The sequence below is a fragment of the Ruegeria sp. BK1 genome (assembly GCF_056535645.1).
Genome location: NZ_JBQFIS010000001.1, coordinates 3,395,340 through 3,407,242, shown reverse-complemented (window position 1 = coordinate 3,407,242; position 11,903 = coordinate 3,395,340). Strand labels below are relative to the sequence as shown.

General features: G+C 57.7%; 11 protein-coding genes, 1 tRNA gene and 1 pseudogene. 7 read left to right on the top strand and 6 right to left on the bottom strand.

Annotated elements, in window-relative coordinates; translation table 11 throughout:
• Positions 1-19 precede the first annotated feature (19 nt).
• Positions 20-1,030, bottom strand: coding sequence for a TRAP transporter substrate-binding protein DctP (dctP, locus tag ACR3E7_RS16950; protein ID WP_170773895.1), 1,011 nt, complete (start codon positions 1,028-1,030; stop codon positions 20-22).
• A 100-nt stretch (positions 1,031-1,130) separates the two neighbouring features.
• Positions 1,131-2,213, bottom strand: a complete 1,083-nt coding sequence (locus ACR3E7_RS16945; RefSeq protein ID WP_480504938.1) for a Gfo/Idh/MocA family protein — start codon at positions 2,211-2,213, stop codon at positions 1,131-1,133.
• A gap of 208 nt (positions 2,214-2,421) precedes the next feature.
• On the opposite strand from ACR3E7_RS16945, the gene ACR3E7_RS16940 reads away from it, so the two are divergent.
• The 3 genes and pseudogenes from ACR3E7_RS16940 to ACR3E7_RS16930 all read left to right on the top strand — a co-directional run bounded on the left by ACR3E7_RS16940 (position 2,422) and on the right by ACR3E7_RS16930 (position 4,910).
• The gene (locus ACR3E7_RS16940; protein ID WP_171634661.1) at positions 2,422-3,075 is read left to right on the top strand and encodes a GntR family transcriptional regulator; all 654 of its coding nucleotides are present in this window, start codon (positions 2,422-2,424) and stop codon (positions 3,073-3,075) included.
• Between the two features lie 322 nt (positions 3,076-3,397).
• A pseudogene (locus ACR3E7_RS16935) lies at positions 3,398-4,523 on the top strand (IS3 family transposase).
• Positions 4,524-4,589: 66 nt separating this feature from the next.
• Positions 4,590-4,910, top strand: coding sequence for an alpha/beta fold hydrolase (locus tag ACR3E7_RS16930; RefSeq protein WP_480505951.1), 321 nt, complete (start codon positions 4,590-4,592; stop codon positions 4,908-4,910).
• Positions 4,911-5,416: 506 nt separating this feature from the next.
• On the opposite strand, the gene ACR3E7_RS16925 is transcribed toward ACR3E7_RS16930, so the two are convergent.
• From ACR3E7_RS16925 to ACR3E7_RS16910, 4 genes are all read right to left on the bottom strand, one after another.
• Positions 5,417-5,493 (bottom strand) — tRNA-Arg (locus tag ACR3E7_RS16925).
• 64 nt (positions 5,494-5,557) lie between these two features.
• Positions 5,558-6,940: a sensor histidine kinase gene (locus ACR3E7_RS16920; protein ID WP_480505953.1), complete on the bottom strand. Its 1,383-nt coding sequence runs from the start codon at positions 6,938-6,940 to the stop codon at positions 5,558-5,560.
• Between the two features lie 18 nt (positions 6,941-6,958).
• On the bottom strand, positions 6,959-8,377 hold the full coding sequence (locus ACR3E7_RS16915) for a dihydrolipoyl dehydrogenase family protein (protein ID WP_480505954.1): 1,419 nt from the start codon (positions 8,375-8,377) through the stop codon (positions 6,959-6,961).
• Between the two features lie 4 nt (positions 8,378-8,381).
• Entirely contained in the window at positions 8,382-9,113 is a 732-nt protein-coding gene (locus ACR3E7_RS16910) for a TVP38/TMEM64 family protein (RefSeq protein ID WP_480505956.1), read from the bottom strand.
• A gap of 296 nt (positions 9,114-9,409) precedes the next feature.
• Here ACR3E7_RS16910 and rpmH point away from each other — a divergent pair, with 296 nt between their 5' ends.
• Genes rpmH through ACR3E7_RS16890 form a run of 4 tightly spaced genes read left to right on the top strand, consistent with a single transcriptional unit; the run spans position 9,410 to position 11,885 of the window.
• Positions 9,410-9,544 carry a 50S ribosomal protein L34 gene (gene rpmH, locus ACR3E7_RS16905; RefSeq protein WP_005980833.1) on the top strand — a complete coding sequence of 45 codons (135 nt, stop codon included), beginning with the start codon at positions 9,410-9,412 and terminating at the stop codon, positions 9,542-9,544.
• Positions 9,545-9,570: 26 nt separating this feature from the next.
• A complete protein-coding gene (gene rnpA / locus ACR3E7_RS16900) occupies positions 9,571-9,993 on the top strand; it encodes a ribonuclease P protein component (protein ID WP_170773665.1) in 423 nt (140 codons plus the stop codon).
• A complete protein-coding gene (gene yidD, locus ACR3E7_RS16895; protein WP_170773663.1) occupies positions 9,990-10,226 on the top strand; it encodes a membrane protein insertion efficiency factor YidD in 237 nt (78 codons plus the stop codon). Before rnpA ends, yidD begins: the two co-directional genes overlap by 4 nt.
• Positions 10,227-10,268: 42 nt before the next feature.
• A complete protein-coding gene (locus tag ACR3E7_RS16890; RefSeq protein WP_480505958.1) occupies positions 10,269-11,885 on the top strand; it encodes an acyl-CoA dehydrogenase family protein in 1,617 nt (538 codons plus the stop codon).
• Positions 11,886-11,903 lie beyond the last annotated feature (18 nt).

Below are 11,903 nucleotides of genomic sequence, written 5' to 3'. Positions count from 1 at the left end.
CTCCCTTGTGTAGATGGGCTTAGTTGCCCAGAGCGTTGATCTGCTCGAGAACACCGTCCGGCCATGATCCGGCGAATTCGCTTTCGAGATACATCGACTGCACCTGATCACGGAACGCCGCGAGGTCGGGCTCGTAGACCTCCATGCCCTGCTCCTTGAGGAAGCTGACAAGGTCCTCTTCTTTCTGAAGCTGCTTCTGGCGACCGGATTCAGCCGCTGCATCCGCAGCTTCCTGAACCTTGGCTTGCTGTTCCGGTGTAAGCCCGTCCCAAACCTCTTTGCCGATGGCGATATAGTTCAGGTCGACCAGATGCGATGTCAGGATGATCTGATTGGTCACTTCGTAGAATTTGGCATCAACCACAGTCGGCAATGGGTTATCCTGACCGTCAACGGCACCGGTCGACAGCGCGGTATAGACTTCGGAGAAGGCCATTGGTGTCGGGGCGGCACCCAGCGCTTTGCCAAGGAACTGCCACGCATCCGTGCCCGGCATCCGCAGGTTCACACCTTCCAAATCTGCTGGCGTCGTGACCGTCAATTCATCCTTGGGCTGGCGCAGGTTCACCTGGCGACGGCCCAGATACATGACCGACAGCAGTTTGACGCCCAGCTCCTCTTCGGCCTTTTGTTTGAACGCGTCCATCAAGGGATCGTTGAAGACGGCAACCTGATGCGCGGCGTCCTGATGGACATAGCCGGCGGTAAAGATCGAAAACTCGGGGAAGAACTGTGCCAGTTCCTGCGCCGAGGTGATCGACATTTCCAGGTTGCCCCGGCTGATGGCGTCCAGCTCGGTGCCTTGGGCGAAGATCGTGCCATTATAGCTGGGCTCATAGCTTGCGAAATCAGCGACCATAGGCGCGAAAACCTCGGCCATAGCGACCGAGCGCTGGTCGGTCTCCGATCCTGATGTTGCGAGGCGAAGTTGCACTTTGTCTTCCGCCAGCACACCACTTGTTGCGCTAAACAGAACACCGGTTGCAACCAGGGCTGATACAGCAGCCCGGCGGGTAAGTTTGGTAATCACTTTGCTCCTCCCTGAGACATCATGATGCTTCCTTTTTGCGATTCAGAGTTTTGACCTATTTTTGACGTTTTGCAAGATTTTTTGTAAAATATCTGATATTTTATGCAGCCGTCATATCTACCTTTGGTGTTTTTTGTAGGTTTTTGATCCTGACCGTCTCACCTGTTCTGCAGGAATTCTGAATAGCTTCAATAACTTGAAGCGTTCTGAAACCTTCCCATCCAGACACAATCGGCTCTGCTTTGTGCAAAGCTACTTCAACAAAATGCCTAAGCTGATTGACCAGAGGATCAGACGCACCCTTCTTCAGCGCGGTTGATGAGATAGGCGTCCACCAGTCCCTTTGCTCACTCTGGTAACTCCACAAACGAAGATCGGGAACGGACAACGAACCATGAGAGCCACCTATCATGTAGCTACTCTCAGTGGTTGAAGGATAGATTGGATATTCCTGAGACGTCATCTCCCAGCTCCATGGAGCTACGATGCTGTCGGACACACTTATCGTCCCTATCGCCCCGCTTTCGAACGTCAACAGAGCACCGGCAACATCTTCGTTGTCGTATCCCCGCTGCGATGCAGCCGACTGAGCCTGTACGGTCATGACTTCTCCGGCCAGGTACCGCAGCAGATCCACATCGTGGACAAGATTGACCGAGATGGGCCCTGCACCGGGTTTCTTTCTCCAAGGCGCGGCATCAAAATACTCGTCTGGCTTATAGAACCAGCAATTCGCATGGACAGCGCGCACATCTCCAATCTTCCCATCGACAATGGCTTCCTTGGCCGACCGGATCAGAGGATTGTGCCGACGATGATGTCCAACCATCAGTGGCACATTGGCCTTCTCCGCTGCTTGAACAAGCTCAAGTGCAGCGGTGGCTTCTACGGCGATCGGTTTTTCGACAAGAACGGGGCAGCCATGTCGAATACAGGTTAGGCCTTGATCAACATGAAGCGTAGTGGGCGTCGCAAGCACAGCTCCGTCAGGCGTCTGGTTTGCAAACATTTCCTCCAACGTCTCGTAACACGCGACCCCGTGCTCAACGGCGTAGGCACGACCTCCTTCACTGGGGTCGACCACCGCGACAAGATCAACATGGCGCAACGCTCGGATAGCGTCCGCGTGGCGGCGCCCAACAAGACCAATGCCGACAATGGCAATGCGAAAGTTCTTAGACACTTTGCTTCCTTCCGGAGGGTCCGGAAAATCCCGAAACCGATGATAGCGATCGAGCTGCTTTGCCCAACTTGGCCACGACCGTATTGGGGTTTTCGCGATTCCGCAATAATGTATGATATTTTTATTTTTACCATATATCAGTTTGGATTGTTGATGTCTCCGAAAAATGCTAAGTGAACGAGGAAACTGATAATATCGGGTGAAACGCATGGCGAAACAGCCGTCTACGATAGGTGCAAGCACCTATCAGCGCATCAAGCGGGATATCATCTTCGGGGAGCTGCAACCCGGCTCCAAACTGAAGCTGGACGCCTTGAAGGAACGCTACTCGGCAAGCCTTTCGACACTTCGTGAAACGCTGAACAGGCTCGCCAGCGACGGATTTGTCGAAGCTCCCGAGCAACGGGGTTTCCTGGTCACACCAGTTTCACGAGAAGACCTGACCGAGATTTCAGAGCTACGGGTCCTGTTGGAATGCCACGCGTTGGAATTGTCCATTGCGAATGGCGACACGGATTGGGAAGGCAACCTCGTTGCCGCACACCACAAACTGCATCTGATGGAACAGCAGCTTCTCAAGGGCGACGAGTCGGAGAAAGAAACCTGGAAACGATATGATTGGGAGTTTCACCAAGCGATGATCGCGGCCTGCAACTCCAAAAACCTTCTGTCTCTGCACTCCATCATCTACGACAAGTACTTGCGGTATCAGATGCTTGTGCTGACTTATCGCGGCGAAGAGGCGGTCAAGGAGCACAAGGGCATGTTCGATGCCGCGCTGGCCAGAGACGCCGACACGGCGAAGAGGCTGTTGGAAGATCACATTCGAAATGGTCTCTCACATACGCTTGAGGCTATGTAGCTCGCTGTTGTTTCTGCCTATCACCATCACCTGGATCAGCGACACGGGGCCTGATAGGCAAGCTTAATTTCTGTGCTTACCAGATGAATTTCGTAAGTTCATTATTCAACTTCCTTACCCCGCTGCATCAGGCAGCCGAATAAACAAGGATGAGAACGCCAAGCTTCTGCAGCCAAGGGTTGCTTTGCACCACCGCAACAAACCGCGAACGTCGTTGAAGCGGTTTTATGTGAAGCGATCTCTGGTTGAGTGATGACCGCTCAGTGTGGAATGCCTCATCTGACTAGGTCCACCGTTATGTATAGTGAACGGAGGACAGAGAATGGCAAACAAGCGGCACAAGCCCGAGGAGATAGTTCAGAAGTTACGGCAGGTTGATGTGCTTGTCGGCCAGGGTATGCAGCGCGTGGATGCGATCCGCGAAGTGCGCATTACCGAGCAGACCTATTACCGATGGCGCAAGCAGTATGGCGGTATGGGAACCGACCAACTTAAGGAACTCAAACGGCTCCAGAAAGAGAATGAACGGCTTCGGAAAGCCGTGTCGGATCGACCCTGGACAAGCTAATCCTTAAGGAAGCAGCCCGGGGAAACTTCTGAGCCCCGCCCGCCGGCGTGCCTGCATCGACCTGATCCGAAGTAGGATGAAGGTTTCAGAACGCAGGATCTGCCGGGTGCTGGGGCAGCATCGATCGACGCAAAGGTACTCTCCCCGAGGCCGGGAAAACGAAGACCGGCTTGTCGCGAACATGATTGAACTGGCCCGGCAATACGGCAGCTACGGTTACCGCCGCGTCGCCGTTCTGCTGAGAGATGCGGGCTGGCAGGTCAGCGTCGGCCGTGTTGAGCGGCTATGGAAGCGGGAGGGGCTGAAGGTGCCACGCAAGCAACCAAAGAAGAGCCGTCTCTGGCTGAACGACGGATCATGCATCCGCCTGAAGCCTGAGCACCGCAACCATGTCTGGAGCTACGACTTCGTGCATTGCCGCACTGACGACGGCAAGGCGTTCCGTACCTTGAACATCCTCGATGAGTTCAGCCGGGAATGCCTGTCAATCACAGTGAAGCGGAAGCTAAACTCGACCGACGTGATCGACGCTCTCACCGATCTCTTCATCCTGAGAGGGCCGCCGGCATTTGTGCGCAGCGACAATGGCCCCGAGTTCGTTGCCAAAGACGTCCGAGCATGGATCGAAGCCGTGGGAGCCAGGACGGCCTTCATCGAACCGGGCAGCCCTTGGGAGAACGGCTATGTGGAGAGCTTCAATGCCAGGTTCCGCGATGAACTTCTGAACCGAGAGATCTTCTACTCGCTGAGGGAGGCTCAGATTATCATCGAAGGCTGGCGGAAACACTACAACACTAAGCGGCCCCACAGCGCTCTCGGCTATCGGCCACCAGCTCCTGAAACCATCGTCCAGATGGACCCGAGGCCAGTCATGCACTAACAATCAAGTCGGACCAGTCAAATCAGGCCATCCACTGCAATACGACAAATTCTGACCACTATGTTTATGCCGGATGCAACCAAGGCAGAAATGCAATGGTTTAATGAGTTTCAAAAGCTCTGCGGGCCAGCTGAGAATATCGCTCAGTTTCGTGCTTTGTTTGACGATATTGACGTCAGTGGACTGTTACCGAAGGTTTCCTTGCCAACGTTGGTTATTCACAGCGACAGGGATGCGGTAGCTCCGCTCTCGGAAGGAAAACTGTTAGCGTCCCATATTCCCAATGCGTCGTTCGTGCAATTGAATAGCCCCAACCACTTGCTATTCTCATCAGAGCCAGATTTTGCCAAAATGATTGCTAACATCGACAGCTTTGTTCGGCATTGAAGCTCTTCTAGAGCAACCAGCGGAACTGTTCAGGCAACGTGTGTGGTAGCTTTGTCCGCAACTCGAAACTTGGAAATTCTGGTTGTGAACGTCCGATTTGGGCTGATTGTGGTCCTTTAGAGCAAGAATGCGGATGGCTGCAAAGTCCGCATTGCGGATAATCATCGGAATGGATCGGGTGTCTGCGTGGACTTCAAAGCGGTCTTTCGTGCTAAGTGCGCCAAATGGCCAAGCAGCTGATGTACTCTCGGCGTAACGAGTTTGTAGCCGCGCGGGAGTGGCCATATCTCACCTGACCTATCAGTCAAAAAGTCCAGATACCCCGCGCTTGGTATGCGTGGGGTATAAACAAAACCGTGCGGCGTCCGGGTGAGGCCGGGGGGTGGGGTGCGACATTCGGACTCACTCGGCATCGCAGGGGTAAACCGGCAAGCGTTTCGAATTTAGTGGCAGATCAGGGGCAGGAAAACGTTGATCGGAATTTCGTCAATGTTTTCAGTACCAAATGGCGGACCGAGGAGGATTCGAACCCCCGACCCCTTGATTCGTAGTCAAGTACTCTATCCAGCTGAGCTATCGGTCCGCGTTGGTGAGGCGCTGTTTAGACCCCGTGTTCGGGACGTGCAAGCCGATTCTGCAAAAATATTTTAAAAAGTCACATCGCCCCGCGGCAGGCGGATTTCAAAGGTAGTCCCCATCGGGCCCGTCTCGGCCATAACGAGGTCGCCGCCGTGACCGCGCACCAATTCCTGCGAAATTGCCAGACCCAGGCCCGAGCCGCCTTTGCGCACGCCACCCTGAAAGGGCGTGAACAGGTTTTCGCGGGCCTTGGGCGGCAATCCCGGTCCGTTATCCCGTATCTCGATGCACCAATTCGTTTCATATTCACATCCAGCAATCGTGATTCTACCGGGCTTCCCAGCGGCCACAAGCGCCTGACGCGCATTGCGCACAAGGTTCATGATCACCCGGAAAATCTGTTCGGGATCTGCACGAGCGATCAGATCCTCGGGTAGTTCGTTGACGATCTCGACACACCCGCCTGCGACGGCCAGCTGCTCGCTTGCAACGACATCGTCTGCGACGGCGCGCATGGGGACCATCGTCAGCGTGGGGGCCGGTTCCTCGGCCCGGCCAAAGGCCAGCGTGCTTTCGCACAATGACACCGCGCGGGTGATCGAGTTCACCAGCTTAGGCGCCATGCGACGGACCAAAGGATCATCACTGGATTCAATCCGGTCTGTGAAAAGTTGGGCCGAGGTCAGGATATTGCGCAAATCGTGGCTGACCTTGGCCACCGCCCCGCCCAGTTGCGCCAGACGCTCGCGCTGTTTCAGCGCGTGGGTCAGTTCGGTCTGCATCTGTTGCAACGCTTCCTCGGCCTCACGCAGCTCGGTCACCTTGGAATTGGGCGAGATGATCCCGCGCGCGTCCTCGGGCGCGCCGGCATAGCGCTGCATGTAGCCAACCACGCCCTTGATCGGCTTCACCAGAACTACGCGCACGGCAAGGAACAGGAAAAAGGCGGTGATGATTGAGATCACGAAAGACAGCCCGAGAATGCGCAGCCCGTAATCGGTCATCGCCATGCGCAAAGGCATACTATCGGTGGTCACTTCGATCAACAGACCGGCGCCCTTGACCGGCTCACCAATCACACGGATTACTTCGTTTTCCGGAGTGAACAGACGCGCGACCGCATCGCGGATCAATATCCACGGGGTTGCGTCGCGCAGGTCATAAGTTTTGGTGATCTGTTCAGGGATGGGGGAAGACAGCATCAGCTGCCGCACTTCATCGCGACGCAAAACAACGTTGTAGACGCCCGCATTGGCCAGCAACTCGGCCTCGAGATCATCGGCCAGCATGTCATCGGCCAACAGCGCCAGCGACGCGATCTGGGCGCGCTCTAGCCGGTTCAACAAAAAGTCTTCGCGGAACCGCGCTATCGAGGGGACAAAAATCAGGATCTCGGCCAACATGACGAAGACCGTGGTCAGGATCAGAAATCGGCCCGACAGCGAGTTCACTTTTTACTCTCCTCCCAGTCAGGGCAGCCAGCGCTGGACGAACCCGACCACTCGTTTAACTGTCTGATTCTCAAACAGCCTTGGCGAGAAATAGGCACCCGCCACGCGTTTGTTAAGCTCTCCGATCGTCGGATAAGGCGAAACCATCGCGGCGACCTGTCCCATCTTCAGGTTATTCGCCAAGGCCAGCGACCACAAGTTGATCAATTCCCCCGCCTGATGCCCTACGATTGTGGCCCCCACGGGTCGGCCTTTTACGACCATGACCTTAATGAAGCCTTTCGTTTTGCGCTCGGATATGGCGCGGTCGTTGTGGTGGTAGTCAAAGCGCGCGATTTCCACCTTGTCGCCATGCTGCGTGCGAGCCTGCGCCTCAGTCAGACCAACCTGAGCCAGTTCGGGGTCGGTATAGGTGGCCCAAGGGATATGCGCGGTTTTCGCCTTGGAGGGCAGACCGAACAGGGCCGAGCGGATGATGATGCCCGCGTGATACCCCGCGACATGAGTGAATTGCAGCCCACCTGCAACGTCGCCGATGGCATAGACCTTTTTATTCGTGGTGCGCAGCGCGTCGTCGACTTTGATGCCGTTTCGTATTGGCTCAATCCCGGCCGCCTCAAGGTTCAGGCGATCAGTATTGGCCTTGCGCCCAGCGGCCAGTAACAAGTGCGAGCCGGTATAGATCTGGCCCGTCTCGGTCACGACCTCGACCTTTCCGTCCGCGCCGCGAATCTGTGCCACCATAGCTTGTTCATGAATTTCGATGCCCTCCGCGCGCAACGAATCCAGAACGATCTCTGCCGCCTCAGGGTCGTCCTTACCCAGAGCCTGCATCCCCTCGATCACGGTGACTTTGCAGCCCAGTCGGATATGCGCCTGTGCCATCTCCATCCCGATGGGGCCGCCGCCGATGATAAGCAGATGCTCGGGCTTGTCGCGAAGATCGAAGATCGTCTCGTTGGTGTAGTATGGCACCTGATCCAGACCGGGTATCGAGGGCACCATTGGTGAGGAACCGGTCGCAATCACGACACGCCGTGCAGAGATCAGATTGTCCCCCGCCTGCACCTGCGTGGGCGAGACGAACTGACCATATTCGCGGATCACCTTGACGCCGAAGCCTTCAAACCGGTCCTGACTGTCCATCGGTTCAATCTGCGCGATCACGTCATGGACATGATCTTTTGCGGCGGCGTAGTCCACCTGCGGCACTACATCCGCGACGCCCAATGCCGAGGCATGCGCCTGCCCGTAAGCCGCCTTGCCGCTGGCGATCAGCGCCTTCGAGGGCACGCAGCCAAAGTTCAGGCAATCTCCGCCCATCTTGTGACCCTCCAGCAGGATCACATCCGCGCCCATCTGGCTGGCCCCGGCAGCCACCGACAAGCCACCCGACCCGGCGCCAATGACCAGGATATCCGTCTTCAATTCTTGCATAAGATCAGGCGTCCTTTTTGCCGCGCATGGCTTTGATCAGGATGGGCAACGCCGCCAGCATACACAAGCCAATGATGGGTCCGATCACGAACGGATCCCACAGCAGGGACACGTCAGGCGTCTCACCCCGGTCAAACACGCCACCCAGACCAACACCGATCCAAGTGTAAACGATGCCGCCCGGAATAATGCCCAGCGCGGTGGTGAACAGGAAATTTCGGAATTTGACGCCCACCAGTGCTGGCACCAAATTGGCCACAAAGAACGGCACCACCGGTACGAGGCGCAACAGGAACAGGACCGAGATTTCATTCTCGCGCAGCCCGTCCTTCAGCTTTTTAACCGTCCCTTCGGATGACTCCAGCTTGGCGGTCAGGGATTCGCCCAACCCCCATCGCGCCGCCAAAAAGATCGCCGATGCGCCAATGGTGGCAGCAAACACGTTGAACACGGTGCCTGCAAATAAGCCGAACAGGAACCCTCCCGTCATCGAGGCTACGGCGGCGCCCGGCAGTGAAAAGGCAACGATCACGATATAGATCACCACGAATGCACCTGCCATGGCCCAGTAATTTGCATCTCGCCATGCCAGCAGGGATTCGCGGTTATCGCGCAGGGTCTCAAAGGTCAGGTAATCGCCCAAGGTGAAGAACCCCGCCACCGCAACGGCAAGGATCACCAGCAAGGGAATATGGCGCGCAAGCCCGCTGCGCGGGGCCTGTGTTGTATCGCTCATGTCTGTGTCCGGTTTTGTGCGTTTCATCTGCACACAACATGCGCTGTCCAGTGCCTGCGCAACAGGCCCCTCACGCGGCGTTGATCTTGACCGCAGGGAATGTGACGGAATAAAAGGGCAACACTGTCATTTTGAAACGTTTGTCCCGGTGGGATACCAGAATTGTTGCAAAAGGCGGCAAAACCCCCACCTAAGGGTTTGACTTACCCCCCGCCACCCAGTAGAGGACGGGCTTCGAACACTAGGGCAAGGCGAATCTGCGCCGCACCCGACCGCTATAGATTGGAGACGGAGCGATGAAACGCACCTATCAGCCTTCGAACCTGGTTCGCAAACGCCGCCACGGTTTCCGCGCGCGCATGGCCACCAAGGCCGGCCGCAAAATCCTGAACGCACGTCGCGCACGCGGCCGCAAGTCGCTGAGCGCGTAAGCCGCTCGACCTTTCAGGTTATGAACATGACGCCGCCGGAGGCCCCTGAGGATGGTTCAGTCCAGCCCAGCAAGCCTCCGGCGGCGTCCGTTTGCGTGTCTGCACCTGTGATCATCCTCAAGAAGCGATCCGATTTCCTGAAGGCGGCCCGCGCGCGACGGCAGGGGACGTCGTCGATGATGGTACAGGCCCGCAAGCGCACCCTGGACGAAGGATCGGGGATTCGCGTGGGTTTTACCTGCTCCAAGAAGGTGGGTAATGCCGTCGCTCGCAACCGCGCCAAACGCCGTCTGCGCGAGGCCGCACGCGCCGTTCTGCCGGTGCATGGCCACGACGGTTGGGATTATGTCCTGATTGGCCGCGCCGAGGTGACGGCGAACCGCCCCTATGACGCGCTGTTAGGCGATCTGCGCTATGCGCTGCGCAAAATCCATAGTGACCGGAAATGACCCCGCTGGCGCGTGTCTTTGCCCTGCCGGTCAAGGCCTATCGCCTGATCTTCAGCCCTTGGGTTGGCCATAATTGCCGCTATCAACCTACCTGCTCGGCCTATGCGCTTGAAGCGCTAGAAAAGCACGGGGCCATCAAAGGCGCCTGGCTGACCGCGCGCCGTATTGGCCGATGTCATCCGTGGGGCGGTACCGGATATGACCCAGTGCCAGATGAGTCCGACCATCGCTAAGTCAGGCTTGACCAGACGGGTTGCGGGCGGAACACTCAGCCCATGACCACACCCGCCCGCGATACCCTGCCAACCCATGAAGTGACCAACCAACCAACCGATCGCGATCCAATCAACCTATGGGCTGCGGACCCTGTGCTGCAAGAGTGTGTGACCCGTGCCAAAGGGTGTTCCGAGCCGCTTGCCCGATATGGCAAAACTTTGGGAATGCCCGAGATCCACGAGGCGGCGCGCGCGGCCAATGCGCACCCGCCGCACCTGCGCCTGTTCGATAGCGGTGGGCGACGGCTGGACGAGGTTCGCTTTCACCTCGCCTATCACCAGTTGATGCAACTAAGCCAAAGCGCCGGATACGCCGCACTACCGTGGAATGACGAACCCGGCGGCCACTCGACCCATGCCGCTATGGTATATATGGCCAGTCAGGTCGAGCCCAGTCATTGCTGCCCCCTGACGATGACCTATGCTGCGGTACCTGCATTGAAAACCGACGCCAGTATCGCCCAGCTCTGGGTGCCGAAACTGACCGCGCATACTTACGATCCTGCAATCCGGCCCATAGCGCAGAAACACAGCGCTACGTTGGGTATGGCGATGACTGAAAAACAAGGTGGATCGGATATCCGCGCCAATACCACCACCGCCACGCGGGACGGCGATCATTGGCGGTTGCGCGGTCATAAATGGTTCTGCTCGGCCCCGATGTCTGACGGATTCCTGACCCTGGCGCAGGCCCCCGGCGGGCTGACCTGTTTCCTTGTGCCACGCTGGTTAGAGGGGGAACGCAACGCCATCCACCTCATGCGCCTGAAGGACAAGTTGGGCAACCGCGCCAACGCCTCGGCCGAGATCGAGTATCACGACGCACTGGCCTATCAGTTAGGGGACGAGGGCGCGGGCATTCGCACGATCCTTGAGATGGTGCATCACACGCGGCTGGACACCGCGATGGCCCCTGCCGGGTTGATGCGCGCGGCCCTGTCCGAGGCGCATCATTGGGTGAGCCACCGAAGCGCCTTTCAACGCCGCCTGATCGACCAACCCCTGATGCGCGTGGTGCTGGCCGATCTAGCGCTGGATTGGCAGGGCGCAGTGACCCTTGGGATGCGCGTGGCCCAGGCCTTTGACGGACAAACCCCGGAAGACCGCGCCTTTGCCCGAATCGGCGTGGCGCTGGCCAAGTTCCTCAACAACAAACGCTGCCCCGTGGTCGTGGTCGAAGCGATGGAGATACTGGGCGGCATGGGGTACGTCGAGGATACGCCCCTGCCCCTGCTCTACCGCGAAGCACCCCTGAATGGCATCTGGGAGGGGTCCGGCAATGTGATCTGCCTTGATATTCTGCGGACATTGGCGCGTGAACCTTTGGCCGCCGAAGTGCTGCGCGCCGAAGTAGACGCCGCAAAAGGCGTGGATCGAGGATATGATGCGGCCCTGCGGGATCATATCGGACGCTGGCCTGACCTCCCTCCCGAGGCTGAGGCCCGCTGGTTTGCGGAACGCACCGCTCTGCTGCTGACGGCCTCACTGCTGTTGCGCCACGCACCGCCTGCCGTGGCCGATGGGTTCATCGCGACGCGCTTGACCGGCGACAGCGGTCGGGTGCCCGGGTCGGTTCGAGGGTTGGACACCGAAGCCCTGTTGGCCCGCCTTGGCTAAGCGCCGCCCTTGCCCGGT